17 protein-coding genes are annotated in these 18,635 nt (G+C 48.3%); 15 read left to right on the forward strand and 2 right to left on the reverse strand.

Translation table 11 applies throughout. The annotated features are described in order from the left end of the window. The first annotated feature begins 281 nt into the window (after positions 1 to 281). The 9 genes from ACFO0S_RS03600 (at position 282) to galE (ending at position 10,194) form a co-directional block, all read left to right on the forward strand. Positions 282 to 959: a hypothetical protein gene (locus ACFO0S_RS03600; protein ID WP_378140267.1), complete on the forward strand. Its 678-nt coding sequence runs from the start codon at positions 282 to 284 to the stop codon at positions 957 to 959. After that, positions 959 to 2,296: an efflux RND transporter periplasmic adaptor subunit gene (locus ACFO0S_RS03605; protein ID WP_378140269.1), complete on the forward strand. Its 1,338-nt coding sequence runs from the start codon at positions 959 to 961 to the stop codon at positions 2,294 to 2,296. The genes ACFO0S_RS03600 and ACFO0S_RS03605 overlap by 1 nt, the downstream gene beginning before the upstream one ends. A 563-nt stretch (positions 2,297 to 2,859) precedes the next feature. Continuing rightward, entirely contained in the window at positions 2,860 to 3,120 is a 261-nt protein-coding gene (locus tag ACFO0S_RS03615) for a YhdT family protein (RefSeq protein WP_378140273.1), read from the forward strand. After that, on the forward strand, positions 3,117 to 4,559 hold the full coding sequence (gene panF / locus ACFO0S_RS03620) for a sodium/pantothenate symporter (RefSeq protein WP_378140275.1): 1,443 nt from the start codon (positions 3,117 to 3,119) through the stop codon (positions 4,557 to 4,559). Before ACFO0S_RS03615 ends, panF begins: the two co-directional genes overlap by 4 nt. A gap of 17 nt (positions 4,560 to 4,576) precedes the next feature. Further along, positions 4,577 to 5,497 carry a DMT family transporter gene (locus tag ACFO0S_RS03625; RefSeq protein WP_378140277.1) on the forward strand — a complete coding sequence of 307 codons (921 nt, stop codon included), beginning with the start codon at positions 4,577 to 4,579 and terminating at the stop codon, positions 5,495 to 5,497. 220 nt (positions 5,498 to 5,717) lie between these two features. Continuing rightward, positions 5,718 to 6,743: a hypothetical protein gene (locus ACFO0S_RS03630; RefSeq protein WP_378140279.1), complete on the forward strand. Its 1,026-nt coding sequence runs from the start codon at positions 5,718 to 5,720 to the stop codon at positions 6,741 to 6,743. A 229-nt stretch (positions 6,744 to 6,972) separates the two neighbouring features. After that, positions 6,973 to 7,683 (forward strand): RNA polymerase sigma-I factor, encoded by a 711-nt coding sequence (gene sigI, locus ACFO0S_RS03635; RefSeq protein ID WP_378140281.1) that lies wholly within the window; start codon positions 6,973 to 6,975, stop codon positions 7,681 to 7,683. Then, positions 7,683 to 8,780 (forward strand): hypothetical protein, encoded by a 1,098-nt coding sequence (locus ACFO0S_RS03640; RefSeq protein ID WP_378140283.1) that lies wholly within the window; start codon positions 7,683 to 7,685, stop codon positions 8,778 to 8,780. The genes sigI and ACFO0S_RS03640 overlap by 1 nt, the downstream gene beginning before the upstream one ends. 418 nt (positions 8,781 to 9,198) lie before the next feature. After that, positions 9,199 to 10,194, forward strand: a complete 996-nt coding sequence (galE, locus tag ACFO0S_RS03645) for a UDP-glucose 4-epimerase GalE (RefSeq protein ID WP_378140285.1) — start codon at positions 9,199 to 9,201, stop codon at positions 10,192 to 10,194. Positions 10,195 to 10,230: 36 nt separating this feature from the next. Here the strand turns inward: galE and ACFO0S_RS03650 are convergent, their stop codons facing one another. After that, entirely contained in the window at positions 10,231 to 10,692 is a 462-nt protein-coding gene (locus ACFO0S_RS03650; RefSeq protein WP_378140287.1) for a hypothetical protein, read from the reverse strand. Positions 10,693 to 10,852: 160 nt separating this feature from the next. On the opposite strand from ACFO0S_RS03650, the gene ACFO0S_RS03655 reads away from it, so the two are divergent. The 6 genes from ACFO0S_RS03655 to ACFO0S_RS03680 all read left to right on the forward strand — a co-directional run bounded on the left by ACFO0S_RS03655 (position 10,853) and on the right by ACFO0S_RS03680 (position 17,730). Further along, positions 10,853 to 11,539, forward strand: coding sequence for a transposase (locus ACFO0S_RS03655; protein WP_378140289.1), 687 nt, complete (start codon positions 10,853 to 10,855; stop codon positions 11,537 to 11,539). A gap of 443 nt (positions 11,540 to 11,982) precedes the next feature. Then, the gene (gene argC, locus ACFO0S_RS03660) at positions 11,983 to 13,017 is read left to right on the forward strand and encodes an N-acetyl-gamma-glutamyl-phosphate reductase (protein WP_378140405.1); all 1,035 of its coding nucleotides are present in this window, start codon (positions 11,983 to 11,985) and stop codon (positions 13,015 to 13,017) included. A 24-nt stretch (positions 13,018 to 13,041) separates the two neighbouring features. Further along, the gene (gene argJ, locus ACFO0S_RS03665) at positions 13,042 to 14,271 is read left to right on the forward strand and encodes a bifunctional glutamate N-acetyltransferase/amino-acid acetyltransferase ArgJ (protein WP_378140292.1); all 1,230 of its coding nucleotides are present in this window, start codon (positions 13,042 to 13,044) and stop codon (positions 14,269 to 14,271) included. Then, positions 14,234 to 15,043, forward strand: a complete 810-nt coding sequence (gene argB / locus ACFO0S_RS03670) for an acetylglutamate kinase (RefSeq protein ID WP_378140294.1) — start codon at positions 14,234 to 14,236, stop codon at positions 15,041 to 15,043. Before argJ ends, argB begins: the two co-directional genes overlap by 38 nt. Beyond that, positions 15,036 to 16,157 (forward strand): acetylornithine transaminase, encoded by a 1,122-nt coding sequence (locus tag ACFO0S_RS03675; RefSeq protein WP_378140296.1) that lies wholly within the window; start codon positions 15,036 to 15,038, stop codon positions 16,155 to 16,157. The genes argB and ACFO0S_RS03675 overlap by 8 nt, the downstream gene beginning before the upstream one ends. 451 nt (positions 16,158 to 16,608) lie before the next feature. Next, on the forward strand, positions 16,609 to 17,730 hold the full coding sequence (locus tag ACFO0S_RS03680) for an NADH-dependent flavin oxidoreductase (RefSeq protein ID WP_378140298.1): 1,122 nt from the start codon (positions 16,609 to 16,611) through the stop codon (positions 17,728 to 17,730). A 95-nt stretch (positions 17,731 to 17,825) separates the two neighbouring features. Here the strand turns inward: ACFO0S_RS03680 and ACFO0S_RS03685 are convergent, their stop codons facing one another. Next, positions 17,826 to 18,383: a helix-turn-helix domain-containing protein gene (locus ACFO0S_RS03685; protein ID WP_378140300.1), complete on the reverse strand. Its 558-nt coding sequence runs from the start codon at positions 18,381 to 18,383 to the stop codon at positions 17,826 to 17,828. Positions 18,384 to 18,635 lie beyond the last annotated feature (252 nt).

Here is an 18,635-nt window from a genome sequence, read left to right on the forward strand (position 1 = left end):
CAAACGTTGAGCGATAGGTGCTTTTATCTTTTAGAGGAAATACGAGAGGAACAATACCGACACCGTCGAACCGATGATGCCAAACACGATATCCCCCCAACTGAACGACAAATCCACGAAGTGCCGCATAATCATCCGCCCCTTTCTCTTACAGAAGTAGTCGTCTTACCCACAAAAGGGTTACACAAATATAAAAAACAGTATGTTTCGATGAGTCTATACTAGGGAAAATATGCTAGAATGAACTACTAGAGTGAAAGATCGTTTTAGGAGGAAGCCCTATGTTTGTTGATTTTCAATTTTGGCGTTATTTGACGCACCGGGACCATTTACTTTCCGGACTCGAAAACGCCGACGCCGTACGCGGATTTAAAAAGCGCGTAGGCATACTGCTTGGTTTAACTATTTTATTCTATATCCTCATTGAACTCTGGGGGATGACGACCACGTCACTCACGTCGTTTTATGTGCTCGGTTACTTGAATACATATGCAATTGCACGCTGGGTATCGCTCTTTGGTATCATCTTATGGGCGCTCCTATATTTTGCATTTCATTTATTCGGCGTCAGCCAACTCTTACATATCCTTACACGAGTACCATTACGCGTGGCTGCCATCATGCAACTCTACGTTATTGCGATCTTATTGATTGAGAAAACATTGCTCTTCATGATTTACGCACTGGTCGGCTACACGACACCTTTTTCATTCTTATCATTTGGTCCACTCGCTGCGAACTTTTTACATATGGAATTTTTCCATTACTTCTTTAACCAGTTTTCAGTATTCACAGGACTCATCATCGCTGTGCAACTGCAGTTCTTACAGCGCTTTACGGACTTTTCGACAAAAGTACTGCTTGCCATCTTACTGGCTATGCACATCATATTCGCTGCAATCATTGCACTTGTCAGCATCTTCCCGTGGGAAAACGTACTAATGGGAGGTGGCCTATAATGAATCGATTCATTACCATCGGAATTTCTGTGGCCATCGCAGCATTTGTGGCTGCCAATATGATTCTCGTCTTTAAAGACGATAGCCCCCTCGCCCGCAGTTACTATATTGAAAACCATATTCGAGTCGCTCCGGGAGATTACGCGCGTGAACTTGAAAAAGAAGCCATCACAGTTCCGGTCAACACGTACTTCCTATCGATTAATCGTGCGGAACTACTAGAATTGACGGTTCAACAAGGCGATGCGGTGACATTAGGTGCACCAGTTGCGAACTTGGATACGTCGGATGAACAAGAACAACATGCCGAGTGGCAAGCCATGCAAAGTGCGTACCAGTCGGAAGCGAACGAGTTGCGCAGCATCATCTCCGGCCTACAGTCGGATAAATCCCGTGCCGGTTCGTCAAGTTCGAGTTCCGGTAACGCAACCGGAATAGGCAATGCAGCTGATGAAATCGTAGATGTCACTGTCGACGTTCAAGTCGATGTGGAAATCACAGAAGAAGGTGCCTATGATCAAGCTATTTCCCAAGCGGAAGCGAAACTTGCGGAAGTGGAGCGGGAACTTGCCATCGTCAGTGCCCAACTGCAGTCCCCAGGTGGTGAACTTCAGTTTGTGAGCCCAGTAGATGGTGTCGTAGACCGCATCGAGGAATATGATGACACGGTCGTCGTGCATATTTTACCGAGCGAACAGCGTCTCATCACGTTCGTCGAAGAAAAGCACTGGCACGAGATTCAACCAGAGCAAAGGGTTCGTGCCTATTCTACCCATCTGGCGCAAATCTATACAGGCGAAATCTTATCAAAGGGAACGCTCCCAGTGACCAACAACCGCTGGAAAGAAATTCACGGTCAGTTCGAGACGCACCCGGACTTGCCACTGTACGAAGTCGAGATCCAGTCAGTAGAGCCTCTTGAAGGCTTACCGATGGGCGCTAATGTCAACGTAACAATGAACCTAGATGAAGCAACGAATGCGATGCGCATCCGCGACGACTGGATGCTAGTCCGCGACAAAAATTACGCAGAAATCTACACATTATCTGAGCGGGGAACAGTGGGTCGCATCCCGGTCGGTATTGCCTTTAACGTACCGGAACTCCAGTCCGTCATTGTCGACTCGGGACTTGTGAACGGTCAAATCGTCCTTGACGACGAATTCCGCCGCAACAACTCACGTACCTTCTTCCCGATGCCATTTGATCGTCCAACGTGGAACAGCATCAAATCGGTCAACTGGAAAGAATACATCTACTTCCTCCTTCCAGACTCTCGTGCCATTCAAACTGAGCCGGAAGTGAGAGAGAGCGTACCCGAAGAATCGAACGAATAAATCCTATATGCATGCCGCCGTTCCCACGATGTGGGAGGGCGGTTTTTCTAGTAGGGAAGAATGGGACACGGGACTCTTAAACTATTCAGGGAAGGGAGCTGAGGCCCTTTCTCGTTGTGTACCCGGTTCACTGGAGACTCTCGACAGGTCCATTCCGGTAACTCACCCGGTCCATTTAGTCACTATGCTTCTTGATGTCATGATTACTTAGTATGTAAAACCTTATGTGTTAAGACCTTCCTAGCAAGATCTTAGGACATTAAAAAATCTTTAATATCGCTGAAATAAAAGTGTACATATTTGCTACTACGGTTCGGGGGGAGGGAACGACCGTGTCGCGAACCCACCCACTGTCCCAGGGTCGAACCGTGCCACCGACCTACCCATCGACCTACCCCCAAACCCACCCACGCACCCAGGGTCGAACCGTGCCACCGACCGACCCACCGACCTACCCATCGACCGACCCACCAAATCCCTCTTCCCACTCCCTGCCAAAAGGAGTATACTGACTAGCATACATAAACACTTTGGGAAACGAAGGAAAGAAGGGAGTCATACCCATGGATCCACAATTCAAAATTGCCCACCGAGAAGCCATCATCGGTGTCATTCTCGCTGTGTTGCACTTCGCTTGGTGGTTTGGTTTCGCTTACGGGCTAGGCAGTCAACCGGTCGAAAGGTACCGCTACATCTGGGGCTTCCCCGAGTGGTTCTTCTATAGCTGCATCGTCGGTTTTTTATTAATCGCCGTCACCGTCACATTACTCGCGAAGTTCGTCTTGAAAGAAGTACCGCTTGACGATGAGGAGGTTACCGAATGAACTGGCAAGTCATCATTCCGCTTCTGATTTTTCTAGCGGTCATCTTCGTCATCGGCTACTGGGCTAGCCGCAGCCTAAACGGCTCAACAAACTTTCTACAAGATTACTTCCTCGGAGGGCGTGAACTCGGAGGCTTCGTCCTTGCGATGACCATGGTCGCTACTTACGGAAGTGCTTCTAGTTTTCTTGGAGGACCAGGAACTGCCTATACGATGGGATTCGGCTGGGTGCTCCTTGCCATGACACAAGTCGTGACAGGATATTTCGTCCTACTCATTCTCGGGAAAAAGTTTGCGATTCTCGCGCGCCGCTATAAGGCGGTCACGCTGATCGACTTCCTAAAGGCCCGTTACAATAGCCCGGTCGTCGCGATTTTATCAGCACTCGCTATCATCATCTTCTTATTTTCCGCGATGACTGCGCAGTGGGTGGGAGGCGCACGACTGATTGAGACGCTCACCGGTCTTAGCTACCTATCTGCCCTCTTTATTTTCGCCGTTTCCGTCCTGGTCTACGTTATCATAGGCGGATTCCGGGCGGTGGCACTGACGGATGCGGTGCAAGGGATCGTTATGATTATCGGTACACTGATTCTCCTCATCGCCGTCATCATTGCCGGAGGTGGAATTCCTTCGATTATGCAGGACTTGATTAGTGAGAACCCGAACCTTGTCACGCCATATGGCCACGATGGCAACTTGTCCGCAGCCTATGTATCTTCGTTTTGGATTCTAGTCGGAGTCGGGGTCGTTGCCCTACCGCAAATTGCCGTCCGGGCGATGTCCTACAAAACATCTCGCGGCATGCACCGAGCGCTTGTCATCGGAACCATTGTCACCGGTTTCATCATGCTGAACATGCACTTGATTGGGGTCTTTGCCCGTGCCATCAAACCCGGAATTGAAGTCGCAGATACGGTTATTCCTGTCATTGCCCTGGACGTTTTACCGCCATGGCTCGCTGGAATCGTGCTCGCAGCGCCACTGGCAGCTATCATGTCGACCGTCGATTCATTGTTACTACTTGTTAGTTCTGCTGTCGTGAAAGACGTCTACTTGAGCTACATCCAACCAAACGCGTCGGTTAAAACGGTGAAGCGAATGAGTTTAGGTGTGACTGCGATCCTAGGTACCATCGTATTCGTACTCGCTGTCAATCCGCCGGAACTGTTGATTTTCCTGAACCTCTTTGCGTTCGGAGGACTTGAAGCAGCCTTCATCTGGCCGATTGTCCTCGGACTGTATTGGAAATATGGTAACAAATACGGTGCCATCGCATCGATGGTCACCGGTATAGTGGGCTACATCGCATTGCATTTTTACAATGCCGAAAACGGCAACCTGCTTGGCATCCACACCGTCGTCTTTCCGGTCGTGCTGTCCCTGTTTGCCTACATCATCTTTAGTTTAGCTATCAAACGCCAAGCGCACCGCTGGTAACCGAGAGGAGGAGCACCATGAGTCGCGCGAAAATTTACTGGATGCTGGTCGCCGTCATGTTCACATGGGGCGCCAACGTCCCGATGCTGAAATTCATGGGCACCCACGTTCCACCCACAACCGTTACAGGTGTACGTATTCTCATGGCCGGCTGTGCTGTCTTTATCGTCCTGAAGTTCCTGAAAATCCTGCGAAAACCTACGAAACGCGAGTGGGGCTTCATTCTCGTCGGATCTTTCACGAACGTCTCATTGCATCAGTTGTTCTTAAACCTAGGACTTGCTGAAACAAGCGCCACATCTGGTGGCTTGATCCTTGGGACCGGACCAATTTTAACTGCCATCGCAGCTGCTATCTTCTTGAAATATTTCCCGTCTGCCCTCCAGTGGCTCGGCTTATTTCTCGGCATCACCGGCGTCACCATTGCGGTACTCGTTGGCTCCGAAGGACTCGACACCGGAAGAGGAGACTTCTTTGTCTTCATCTCCATTTTGTCACAAGTACTGAGTTACATGATTGTCAGTAAAGCTGCGCGTACCCTAGATCCACGCGTCATGACCGCATATATGATGGTCATCGGGTCCTTTGGATTAATTGCAGTGAGCCTCGTACTTGAACCTTCCGGAATGGTGCAATTTCTCGACGCCCCACCCATCTTCTGGCTGGTATTCCTGGTCTCCGGATTGATATCGACGGCTCTGGGCCACATGATTTACAACTATGCAATTGGGCAAGCGGGTGCTACCCAGTCCGCCATCTTCATGAACTTGAACCCGCTCTTTGCCATGATTCTCTCGAGTCTCTTCCTCGGTGAAATCCTGACTTGGCGCCACTTTGTCGGCTTCCTCTTCATCGTTGCCGGTGTCATGCTCGGCTCCGGCGCAGCAGAAGACCTCTACAAAAAGCGCAAGAAAAGCCGAACCACCCCTCGCCTTTAGGCGGGTGGGTGGTTTTGTGCTTATTCCACCCACCGACCCAGGGTCCGACCGTGCCACCGACCCACCCCCAAACCGGAGGGAAATCCACCAAAAACTTCCTAATTCAATATGAAAAATTACCTGAATATTCAGCGATACCCCCAAAAAAACAGGCCTACCCTCCGAATAGGTATGCGTACACCGTTCTACGCGGTGAAAACTTTATCTGAGGTGATTGTGAATGACAAATCGTAAATGGAAACGCATGTCCGCAGCAGCTATCATCGCAACAATGACAATTACAGGAGGCGCGTACGCATGGGCAGATGAATTCAAAACCGTATCTATAAACGATGCCATTGCAACTGAAGAAGTTTCAGCACCTGTAGCTGACAAAACAGAAGATGTCGTTGCACCTGTTGTTAATCCAGCGGATGTAGAAAAAGATAACCTTTACGAAGAATCTGCAAAGAACAAAGAACAACTCGAAGCAGTCTATCAAGAGAAAATTGCCAAAATTAAAGAACTCGTGACCCTGATTGACGATGAAGACATCACGGCACTACTTAACCAAGCGATTAAACGCTTCGAAACGAAAATTGAAGAACTAGAAGCTGATAACGATACAACTGTTGAAGAACTAACTGAAGAAGAGGAACTTGCGAAGAAAAAAGAGCAACTTGCTTTCAAAATTGCCGTTATGACTAAAGTCTATGGCCAAGTCGGAAGCGACCAAGCACGTGCAGCGATTCAGAAAAACATTGAGAAGTTCCAAGCGAAATTAGATGCGTTGAACGAAGAAACACCAGTCGTGGAAGAACCTAAAGAAGACACTCCAACTGAAGAAGTAGTGGAAGAAGACACTACACCGGTCGTTGCACCAGTTGTAAAGAAAGAAGAAAAGAAAGCAGAACAAGCAGCTAAAAAAGCTGAAAGAGAAGCAAAAAAAGCTGAAAAAGAGGCACAAAAAGCTGCGAAAAAAGCAGAACGACAAGCGAAAGAAGCTGCGAAAAAAGCAGCTGCTGAAGCCAAAAAAGTAGAATCAGAAGCAAAGGCAGCAATAAAAGCACAAAAAGATGCTGAAAAAGCAGCGAAAAAAGCTGAAAGAGAAGCAAAACACGAAGAGAAACGTCAAAACCATGAACAGCACGAAAAAGCAAAACACAATGGGAAAGACCATGATCACAAAGCTAAAGGTCATGGTTCAAAAGGCGACGACCACAACAAAGGTAAAGGTCATCAAAACAAAGGAAATGGCAATAACTAAGTGACTTTCCAACCATTAAAGACGCGTGCCCTGCACGCTTCTTTTTTTTCTAGAAAGACCCCCACAAACCCCTACACGCAAACGAATAAACCGCTGAAGAGGGACAAAAGGTGGACACACCTGTACCCAACTTCACAATTTCAAACTTGGAACCATAACACGTTCTTCTCATCCGTCCTATCTATGATAAAATAGGAAGAATGAAATCGCAGAAGAACGGAGGGGTGATATGCGTCTAGCCCTGTTTACGAACAAAGAAAAGCACGAGCTGCACCTTGTGCAACAGGCTCAGGCTGGAGACGAGCGGGCCCTGCACGACCTGCTCGATCTTCACACCCCATTTATAAAAAAAACCGCCTCATTTATATGTAAACGAAAAATAGATAAACATGATGAAGAATATAGTATCGCCTACGAAGCCTTCTACGAAGCTGTCCAGAACTACGACGCTTCCGCTTCAGCCAAATTGACCACCTTTGCCCATTTAATAATCAAGCGCCGTTTGATTGACCATATTCGGAAGGAAGCGCGCACTGCCACCATGGTGAACGGGGAAGCAGCCGATATCGAACTCGCCCACCGCGCAGTCGAAGTGCACTCCGAGAAAGAACTTACAAAGCTACGCCAGTACGAGATCCTCCAGTTTCAAATGGCACTCGATCCATACGAACTCAATTTCGAAGAGCTCACAAAAGTAGCGCCGAAACACGAAGACTCGCGCCGCGGCATGATAGAAGTCGCCTCCATCATTGCCGGCATCCCAGAATTCGTCGAACACCTAGAAATCAAAAAAACTCTACCCTTAAAACAAATTGAAGAGCTCGTAGACGTCTCCCGAAAAACATTGGAACGTCACCGAAAATACATCATCGCCCTTGTCATCCTCATGACTGGTGACTACCCGCTCATCAACCAAATCATTAAAGGAGGAATGCGCTAATGACACAAAAAGAAGGCCTCGTCATGCAAGTCAACGACGATCACAATATCTACATGACCTATGACGGCGACTTCGTTAAAGGCGTTCCTGTGGTTGAAGCGGATGTCGGAGAACATGGGGCGTTTACACCCTACAAAGAAAAGTTCAAGCCAATGAAAGCCTTCGTCCATGGACCATTCATCGCTATCGCCGCCAGCATGCTCTTTATTTTCGGTGCGATGTTTAGCTCTCTACCTGAAGCTTATGCCTACGTTAAACTTTCAAATGGCGACCTTCTTGAAATCGGCGTTGACGAAGAAGGCAAGGTCATCCTAGTAGAAGGAGTAGGGGTCGACCCGGAATGGGAATCCCTACCGATCGAAGTCGTCCTTGTAAAAATCGCTAAAAAACACGACGTCAACGCCTTTGACTTCCAAAAAACTAAAAGTGACAACATGCGTGAACAACTCACTTCCGCTATTAAAAAAGCTGAAAAAGTAGTCGAGGAAAAACGTGTCAATCGTGAAGAGCCAACTGAATCTGACGAGGTGATAACACCAATCACAGACGAAACTTCGGAAGATGACCCAACATCTCAAGAAGGCAGTTCTAACGAAAACAAACCTGGAAACTCCAACAATGCTCCAGGTCATATAGCCACACCACCAGACCAATCTGGAAAAACGCCAGCAAACGGCGCTGTATCACCCGGGAAGTCTGACGATGCTCCAGGACATAACAAAGACAAAGGCAAAGACAAAGGCAAAGACAAAGACAAAGACAAAGACAAAGACAAAGACAAAGACAAAGACAAAGACAAAGACAAAGACAAAGACAAAGACAAAGACAAAGACAAAGACAAAGACAAAGACAAAGACAAAGACAAAGACAAGGGTAATGACAAAGACAGAGGCAAAGACAGAGGCAAAGACAAAGAAAATGGCAAAGACAACGACAAAAGTAAAGACAAAGACGAAGACGAAGATGAAGAAAAAGATAAACCAGGAAAATCTGGTGATAGACCAGGCAATTCCGGCAACGCTCCCGGTCAAAACAAGGACAACCGAGGAAAACCAGAAGACAAGCCTGGTAGAGGCAACGATAACGACAACGATTAAAGGTGTGCAGCTGCACATCTTTTTTTTATGGCATTTTTCCCAAAGCGTCCCACGGTTCGACCGTCTGTAGCCGACACGGTTACTCCCACCGTCGGTGACACGGTCGTACCCAGGGACATAGAGTAGGACGATGGGTAGGTCGGTGACACGGTCGTACCCAGGGACATAGAGTAGGACGGTGGGTAGGAAGAAGACACGGTCGAACCCTTGGTTCGATCGTGTCTTCTTTATTTAGGTTTTGCCATTGAATCAACATTTGCCTTTCTATTTTTTGCTCTACGACACATATATTACATGACACGCATTGCCTATTTTGCGTTTGGGATACCTGATCATGATTAGTAGTTCCACGTCATAAATTTATGACACGTCTGGGTGCACGATTGAATCGGTAAACAAAATTGATGAGGTGATTCCTTTGGACGTATTGGTAACAGGAGGACTCGGTTATATTGGCTCGCATACGACAGCACTGCTTCACTTACAAGGTCACAATGTGACTGTCATCGATAATCTTTCCAATTCGACATTATCTATATTGGATGATATTGACGAGGTGTCTGGAAAACGGCCGCGCTTTTATAAAGTGGATTTGCGAGATCGTATGCAACTGGAATTTGTGACGAAGCAGCACCCCTATGACGCGATCATCCACTTCGCAGGACTAAAATCGGTCGAAGAATCCATCAAAAATCCGCTACTCTACTATGAAAATAATGTGCTGGGAACACTGAACCTTCTTGAAGTAATGAAGAGTTCCGAGATACGCCAGATTATCTTCAGTTCCTCAGCTACAGTGTACGGTCATTCACCGCAGGCCGTTTCAGAAGAGTCGCCACTTGCTCAACACATGACAAATTCTTATGCGGCTACAAAAAAGACCTGTGAAGAAATGCTTGCCGCATTTCAACAGACCATACCGGAATCTCAAGTTACCGCGCTTCGGTATTTTAACCCAGTAGGAGCTCATCAGAGTGGCGTATTGTATGAACACATTACTGACCAAAGCACAAACTTGATGCCGAGCATATTACGTGCACTCGAAACCAAGTCGCCGTTTATTATTCACGGAACCTCCTACCCGACACCGGATGGGACTGCCTTAAGAGATTTCATCCACATCATGGATTTAGCGGAAGGACACGTCGCCGCCCTGCACCATGAAAAACCGGGGATCCATATGTACAATCTGGGAACGGGACAAAAGACGACGGTTCTCCAATTGATCCGTACCTTTGAAAAGCACAATTCAGTTGAACTGAACCTCCAATTTGGCCCTGACCGCCCAGGTGACATTCCCATCAGTTTCGCGAATCCATCTAAAGCTGAGCGGGAACTCAACTGGAAAGCCACCCGCTTCCTTCCGGAAATGGTGACCAGCGCGTATCAAGGCTACCTCACCTCACTAAAATAACGAACGGTACACAGGTCTCTGGGAGATCTGTGTTTTTTATAGGGTGACACGGTTCGACCGACAGTTCGACTGTCGGTAGCCGACACGGTCGGACCCAGGGACAACGAGTGGGATAGCGGGTAGGACGATGACACGGTCGGACCCAGGGACAACGAGTGGGATGGCGGGTAGGACAGCGACACGGTCGGACCCAGGGACAACGAGTGGGATAGCGGGTAGGACGATGACACGGTCGGACCCAGGGACAACGAGTGGGATAGCGGGTAGGACAATGACACGGTCGGACCCAGGGACGGCGAGTGGGGTAGCGGGTAGGACAGCGACACGGTCGGACCCAGGGATGGCGAGTGGGAAGGCGGGTAGGACGATGACACGGTCGGACCCAGGGACGGCGAGTGGGATAGCGGGTAGGACGATGACACGGTCGGACCCAGGGACGGCGAGTGGGATGGAGGGTAGGACAGCGACACGGTCGACCACTAGGTTCAAACATGCCAAAATAATATTTTCACACAATTATTACGATGTTTTCTGTAAAAAAGGGGTAGAAACGAAGTTTTCACACGGTTTTCCCTCTCAAAATGAAGAAGTGTAAGAATCAAGAATATTTTCGATGTGGTACTCTCGAGATAATTTAATTTGAAGAGGAGATGTACCGATGACTCGACCAAGACACCTTGTTCATCCAGATCGCTATTACCACTGCGTGGTGAGAGGAAATAATAAGCAAAATATCTTTTCAACAACGACAGATATGATAGCGCTACTCGAAGCTTTTCAATTCGCCTATGAAAAATCGAAATTTCGAGTGCTTGCTTTTTGTTTTATGACGAATCACTACCATGTCGTGATTCAAACCCCAAATAAGGATTTATCGTTTATCATGGCTACCATTAACCGGAAGTACAGTGACTACTACCGAAGACGATATAAATATGTCGGAAGAATTTATCAAAAACCTTTTTGGTCTAAAGAAATTGATTCGCTATACGGCCTATTAGAAGTCTCAGCTTATATTCACCGCAATCCTATTCAAACATCAGTTCCGATGGTGAGTGAGTTAGCTCAGTATCCATTTAGTACATATCCTTACTATAAAACGTCACATGAAATGAATTTAGATTTTCTTGATCTGACAGTTTTACCTACTTGTCTTAGATTGCCTTATGAAAAGACGACAGAAGGATATTGTGAATTTGTCTTATCGAAAGTCTTTTATAGTGAAGACGATATCAACGATGAAGACTGGAGCATCACAAAAATGACTTGGAAGGATGAAAGCTACCGCTTTTCCAATAGAATTGCATCCCAACCAGATTCCCTCATACAAACTTCTAAAAGCTAAAGTCTCAAGTTCTTGCTAGTAAGACCTTTACACATAAAGGTTTCAAAACTTGTACCACGCTTGAACCAAGAGTAAGCGGGTAGGATCCCGAGTAGGACGATGGGTAGGTACGACCCAGGGTTCGACCCTGGGACGTCGAGTGGGTTGTCGAGTAGGACGTCGAGTGGGACCACGAGTAGGAAAGGGAGTAGGAGCACCCCACGGTCGAACCGTGTCAGCGACCGTCCCCCGAACCGTGTCAGCGACCGTCCCCCGAACCGTGTCAGCGACCGTGCCCCGAACCGTGTCAGCGACCGTCCCCCGAACCGTGCCGCCGACCGTCCCCCTCTTCACCATTTCACTAATCCCACAATCCCGCAAATACAATTAAAAATACATTTGACTTTATAAATATACACTCGTATACTAAACATTATCTTGTAATTAATCGGAGTTGAATGACTATGAAAATTGGAATTATTGGAGCCACGGGATACGGAGGGCTTGAGCTTATCCGCATTCTTCATACCCATCCACATGTGACCGAAATCCACGTCTTTTCCTCGTCGGAACAAGATATACAAATTTCGAATAAATATGCACATTTAGTGAATATAATAGACCATTCGCTACAACCAATCGAAATCGACCGTTTAAAAGAGCTCAACGTCGTTTTCACGGGTACGCCAGCGGGTGTCGCTTCCACCATCCTGCCTGCCCTCATTGGCACAGGCCCCAAACTCATTGACCTATCCGGTGACTTTCGGATTCAAGACCCGGCAATCTACGAGGCGTGGTACAACCACAAACCGGCACCGACAGACGCTGTGCAAAAAGCTATCTACGGCCTACCCGAGTGGAACAAACCGCAAATCCAGAATGCTGAACTAATAGCGAATCCGGGCTGCTACCCGACAGCGACACTTCTCAGTCTCTTGCCACTGATCAAAGAGGGGCTTATCGATCCCAGCCAGCTGTATACTGACGCGAAGAGTGGCGTTTCCGGTGCAGGGAACAAGCCCTCTCAGCTGACGCATTACAGCGAGCTCAACGAAAACTTCTCCATCTATAAAATCAATGCACACCAACATATACCGGAAATCGAGCAGACCATCGAGACGCTGACAACTAAGAAGCCGTTACTTACATTCAATACCCATCTCGTCCCGATGACCCGAGGCATCATGGCAACAAGCTACGCACCGCTTGCAAATGGCGCAACGCAACAACAGCTCACGGAAGCACTTAAAACGAGGTATGCCAACGAACCGTTCGTCCGGATTCACGACAACAAACCGGTTTTCAGCACAAAACAAGTTTACGGCTCTAACTACTGCGACATTCAAGTCGTTGTTGACCCGCGAACGAATCGCGCTACCATCGTCAGTGTCATCGACAACTTGATGAAGGGCGCCGCCGGACAAGCCGTCCAAAACATGAATTTACTTTGCGGATTCGATGAAACAGCCGGACTTGACCTCGTCCCGCTCATGATCTGACCGCCAACAAAAGGAGAACGACCGATGGAACTCACACTCAGTCCGACCATTAAAAAAATTGAACGCAAATCCCTCGTATCACCAAAAGGATTTACCGCAACTGGCATCCACTGCGGCTTGAAACACAAGAAAAAGGACCTTGCCCTCGTCATCAGTGACGTCCCAGCAAGCGTCGCCGGCGTCTTCACAACGAACGCTATTCAAGCAGCACCCCTGAAAGTTACGAAAGACGTCGTGTACACGACCGGAAAAATGCAAGCCATCCTCGTCAATTCCGGAAATGCCAACGCCTGCACAGGAAAGCAAGGGGAACTCGATGCCCTCGCCATGCAACAACTAGCAAGCGATCAGTTCGATATCGCACCGAACCTCATCGGTGTCGCGTCTACCGGTGTCATCGGCGAACCACTTCCAATGGCACCAATCATCCACGGCGTTGCAAAACTCGCGCCGAACAACGAACTGACGGGTGCCCTTGACTTCGCGCAAGCCATCATGACCACTGACACCATCATGAAAACGACATCTTACGCTACGACTATCGATGGTAAAGAGATCGTCATCGCAGGCGTCGCAAAAGGCTCAGGGATGATCGAACCAAACATGGCGACCATGCTCGGATTTATCACTACCGACGCAGCCATCGAATCCGCTGACCTACAAGCGGCACTCGCAAGTATCACCGACAAAACCTTTAACTCCATCACTGTCGACGGCGACACGTCCACTAACGACATGGTCCTCGTCCTAGCAAATGGTCTCGCAGGCAACCAGACCCTCAACCCGGCACATCCGGAATGGCAGACGTTCATCGATGCCCTGCAAATGGTCGCACAAGATCTAGCCAAAATGATTGCGAAAGATGGCGAAGGCGCGACGAAACTCATTGAAGTGAAGGTCTCGGGTGCTATTTCCGAGCAGGAAGCGCGCATTGTGGCCAAGTCTGTCGTAGGCTCACCACTTGTCAAAACAGCTGTGTTTGGGTGCGATGCCAACTGGGGACGCATCATCGCAGCGGTCGGGTATAGTGGCGCAACCATCAATCCGGACACTATTACGATTAAACTCGGTGACATTCTTGTTGTCGAAAACAGCGAACCTGTAAAATTTTCCGAAGAACAAGCGATGAACTACTTAAAGCAGCATGAAATCAACATCTCTGTTGACTTAAATAACGGGCCGGGACAAGGACTGGCTTGGGGGTGCGATCTGACTTATGACTACGTCCAAATCAACGCAAGCTATCGTTCCTAATTGCCACGTCATCAAAATCGGTGGCAGCACACTCGCAACTCTCTCTGACAGTTTCGTTCACAGTCTGAAACGTCGCGTAGAGGCTGGTCAAAACGTGATTCTCGTCCACGGTGGGGGACCGGACATCAACACGGCCCTTGCTGAACGCGAAATTACATCCGAAGTTATTGATGGCATCCGGGTCACGACGCCTGAAATGATCCATATCATCCGGAACACGTTACTCGGTGACGTCAACTCACGTCTCGTTGGGAAATTGAATGCAGCGGGTATCTCCGCGGTGGGCCTCTCCGGATTTGACGGACTTTTCAGCTCTGATTATTTAAATCAGGAAGTGTACCAGGAAGTCGGGGAAGTCATGGAAGTCAATGGAGGCAAGTTTGAGTTGTTGCTTAAAGCGGGCATCATTCCCGTCCTTGCATGCATCGGCGTTTCTCCAGACGGCAAACCACTTAACATCAACGCGGATACCCTCGCTTCCGGTGTCGCATCCGGGGTGGAGGCAAAATCATTGTTACTCGTTACAGACACACCCGGAATCAAACGAAACGGGGAGACGGTGAAAGATACGACGCCAACTGAAATCGTCAATATGATCGAAGATGGCACGATTTACGGAGGGATGATTCCAAAAGTGAAAGGCGCGCTCGAATGCCTTGAAACGGGTGTCAAAGCGGTGCAAATCACAGACGATTCTTTAACGGGCACGACCATCCATGCGATAAGTCCGTATACTAAACATCCACGTAAGGAGGCAAACATCCATGCCTGAAACACAAACGAAAAGTCACTTGTTTCCCAACTACGCACGCCGACCTATTGAACTGGTGAAGGGCCAGGGAACGAAGGTGTGGGACGCGGAAGGCAACGAATACCTCGATTTCATCGCAGGAATCGCCGTTCTTGCCCTGGGTCACGCGCACCCAAAAGTAAATGAAACGCTGAATCATCAGTCCGAGCAGATTTGGCATGTTTCGAATTTGTTTGAAAGTAGCGGCCAAGAGAAGCTCGCAGCACTACTTACAGCTGACACACATTTTGAACACGCCTTCTTCTGCAACAGCGGAGCGGAAGCGAACGAAGCAGCTATTAAATTGGCGCGCCGCCATACTGGCAAACATCACATCGTGACGTTCACGAACTCCTTCCACGGCCGCACATTTGGTGCGATGTCCGCAACGGGACAAGAGAAGGTCCAGCAAGGCTTTGGTCCACTCGTGTCGCGCTTTACGCATGTTCCGTTTAACGATCCGGACGCGCTTAAAGGTGCAGTGTCCGACGAGACCGCAGCGATAATGCTCGAAATCGTGCAAGGAGAAGGTGGCGTCAATCCGGTGACGGACGAGTTCGCGGAAACGATTCAGTCGCTATGTGATGAACACGGTCTCTTGCTCATTATTGATGAAGTCCAAACCGGCATCGGCCGCACCGGCACGCGCTACGCTTACGAGCAAACCGTACTTAAGCCTGACATCATCACGCTTGCCAAAGGCCTTGGCGGCGGCTTCCCAATTGGCGGTATGCTCGGCACCGCAGCTCTCGGCACATCACTCGGTCCCGGGTCCCACGGCACAACTTACGGCGGCAACGCTCTCGCCGTCGCTGTTTCGAACACCGTCGTGTCGACCGTCTTCGAACCAGACTTCCTACGCGACGTCGAAGAAAAAGCTGATTACCTGGCACTCCAACTTGCCGGCCACTACGAAGTCCGTGGACTCGGTCTTCTCATGGGTCTTGTCGTCGAAGACAGTGCAGCGTTTGCGACAGATATGCAGTCGAAAGGCTTGCTCGTTGTTCCGGCCGGCCCAAATGTGGTTCGTCTATTGCCACCACTAAATGTCAGTTACGAAGAGCTTGACGCAGCCATCGAAATCTTACTAAACTAAACGGACTTTGGATTAAGGTGTTCTGTGAAGCACTATCCAAGGTCTATGCTCTCTTACAATACACAAGGACCCGTTCTCAGGAGACTCTTTGAGAAACGGGTCTTTGTGTTTCTAAAGAGTTCTTGATACGGAGCCTCGAAAGGGAGATGACTCGGAAAAGAGTTTGTTTGTCCAGCAAAGCAACCATCCCAAAAAGTCCCGCAACCCCATTAAACGCCGCTATCTCTCGCCACTAGAAAGGGTTACCCCACTCAAGTGTTTAAAACCTTTCTAATAAAACCCCCCTATGTAAGTCCTTAAAACCTTTCTAATAAACCCACCCCACTTAAATGTTGAAAACCTTTCTAATAAAACCATCCCCAATACCCGAGTCACTTCGCTTGAACTCTCACCTAACTTTGCGTAACCTAAACACATATTTCACCACACGAAACAAAAAGGAGCGACACCTATGACAGCAACTTGGAACCAACCACTCACCTTACCAAACGGCGTGACCCTAAAGAACCGCATCGCCATGGCGCCGATGACGACCTATTCTTCTGAACTGAACGGCGACATATCCGATCAAGAACTTACATACTACGCGCGCCGTGCCAAGTCCGGAATTGGGACAGTTATTACAGCGTGTGCTTATGTACAACCACAAGGTGCCGGCTTCGCATGGTCCATTGGCACAGAATCAGATGACCGCATGGAAAGCCTGACGAAACTTGCGTCTGCGATTAAGGACAATGGCGCTACAGCGATTTTGCAAATCTTCCATGCCGGACGCCAATCCAACAGCCAAGTCCTTCACGGAGGCACGCCCGTTTCCGCAAGTGACGTTGCGTTCCCGCGCGAAGGGTCCGAAACACCACGTGCACTAACGGGAGATGAAGTCGAAGAAACCATCAAAGCATTTGGCGAAGCGACCCGCCGTGCCATCGAAGCAGGTTTTGACGGAGTAGAGATCCACGGTGCCAACACGTACCTGATCCACCAGTTCTTCTCACCGCACTCTAACCGACGTGAGGACAAATGGGGCCAAGACCGCTCAGCATTTCCACTTGCGGTTGTTGCAGAAGTGAAAAAAGCTGTGAGCGACTACGCAAAGACGCCGTTTATTGTAGGATACCGGTTCTCACCAGAAGAAAACTATCAGCCCGGCTTTACTATAGAAGAAAAGCTTAAACTCATCGACAAACTTGCGGATCAGAATCTAGATTACCTACATGTGTCCTTACAGCAATTTTTTGACACGTCGTATGATGACGCTTCCGAAAAGTCCCGTATTGAACGCTTCCAAGAAGTGATTGCAGGTCGTGTTCCACTTATGGGTGTTGGATCACTTAACACGAAACATGACCTCGACCGTGCCACTGCATCCGGATTTGCAGAGCTGTTCGCAATCGGGCGAGCACTCATCACCGATCCGGATTGGTATAAAAAAGTATCGGAAAACAATGGGGAAGGACTTCTTACAGAAATCGACCCGGATAACCAAGTAGCACTCGACATTCCAGATCCGCTCTGGGACAAAATTATGAATGTCAAAGGCTGGTTCCCCGTGAAGGAACAAGCAGGGAAGTAAGAAATGAACCTAATCACTATAGTGAAAAACTAAAAGAGACCCATTCTCTGCCAATCGGCAAAGAATGGATCTCTATTTTTTATGTACAAATTTACTTACCGCCACGGAGCAGTCATTGCCCACACAGCAATAGCTGGCGTATCACCATGATTATAGAAGCGATGGGGCAACTCAGAATCAAAGTAAATTGCGTCGCCTTCTTCTAGATCATAGCGGTCATCACCCGCTTCGACAATCAACGTTCCTTGGAGAACATACCCACATTCTTCCCCTTTGTGTTGAATCGGTGGCTCATCCACAGATTCACCAGGATCGACTACAAGTTTGAAGAACCCAATGTCTTTTCCGATACTCGGAGATAATAGATGATACTCACAATTCGGACGGATTCTTTTGACGACCAATTCATCTCCACGACGGTATACATTCACACGTTCCCCATCCGTCTGGTCAAAGAACGCAAAAATTTGCACATTTAAGCTATTGGCAAGATTCCACAATGTTTCGAGGGAAGGCGACACCATCCCGCGCTCAATTTGAGAAATCATGCTTTGACTGACCCCAGCCCGCTTCGCTAGTTCATCTGACGTAATCCCTAATTCTCGGCGCATCATGCGAATGCGACGACCTATCTCAACCTTCGGAAATTCCAACCAACGGCACCTCACTTTCTATCTATTCACTATTTTCCTACAATTCTGCTAAATGTACAATCATATTTTTCGAAGCACGAATTATATAAATTTGTAAACAATTTAGTCAGAAGTCTGATGGTACAATATCCATTTGTAAACAAATTGTACGAAAAACGTAAAAACCATGTGTAGATACAATAAATTAACTTCCCAAAATTCTAACAATTTGTTACTGTTAATAAGAAACGGCCATTGAATGGTCACATTTCC

This window comes from Chryseomicrobium palamuruense (assembly GCF_042649045.1).
Classification (GTDB): domain Bacteria; phylum Bacillota; class Bacilli; order Bacillales_A; family Planococcaceae; genus Chryseomicrobium; species Chryseomicrobium palamuruense.

Coding starts and splice junctions, on each gene's coding strand:
- argC (WP_378140405.1), top strand. CDS start 11,983: ATGAAAATTGGAATTATTGGAGCCACGGGATACGGAGGGCTTGAGCTT.
- argJ (WP_378140292.1), top strand. CDS start 13,042: ATGGAACTCACACTCAGTCCGACCATTAAAAAAATTGAACGCAAATCC.
- ACFO0S_RS03615 (WP_378140273.1), top strand. CDS start 2,860: ATGGATCCACAATTCAAAATTGCCCACCGAGAAGCCATCATCGGTGTC.
- argB (WP_378140294.1), top strand. CDS start 14,234: ATGACTACGTCCAAATCAACGCAAGCTATCGTTCCTAATTGCCACGTC.
- ACFO0S_RS03655 (WP_378140289.1), top strand. CDS start 10,853: ATGACTCGACCAAGACACCTTGTTCATCCAGATCGCTATTACCACTGC.
- ACFO0S_RS03600 (WP_378140267.1), top strand. CDS start 282: ATGTTTGTTGATTTTCAATTTTGGCGTTATTTGACGCACCGGGACCAT.
- ACFO0S_RS03640 (WP_378140283.1), top strand. CDS start 7,683: ATGACACAAAAAGAAGGCCTCGTCATGCAAGTCAACGACGATCACAAT.
- sigI (WP_378140281.1), top strand. CDS start 6,973: ATGCGTCTAGCCCTGTTTACGAACAAAGAAAAGCACGAGCTGCACCTT.
- ACFO0S_RS03675 (WP_378140296.1), top strand. CDS start 15,036: ATGCCTGAAACACAAACGAAAAGTCACTTGTTTCCCAACTACGCACGC.
- ACFO0S_RS03680 (WP_378140298.1), top strand. CDS start 16,609: ATGACAGCAACTTGGAACCAACCACTCACCTTACCAAACGGCGTGACC.
- ACFO0S_RS03625 (WP_378140277.1), top strand. CDS start 4,577: ATGAGTCGCGCGAAAATTTACTGGATGCTGGTCGCCGTCATGTTCACA.
- ACFO0S_RS03630 (WP_378140279.1), top strand. CDS start 5,718: ATGACAAATCGTAAATGGAAACGCATGTCCGCAGCAGCTATCATCGCA.
- ACFO0S_RS03605 (WP_378140269.1), top strand. CDS start 959: ATGAATCGATTCATTACCATCGGAATTTCTGTGGCCATCGCAGCATTT.
- panF (WP_378140275.1), top strand. CDS start 3,117: ATGAACTGGCAAGTCATCATTCCGCTTCTGATTTTTCTAGCGGTCATC.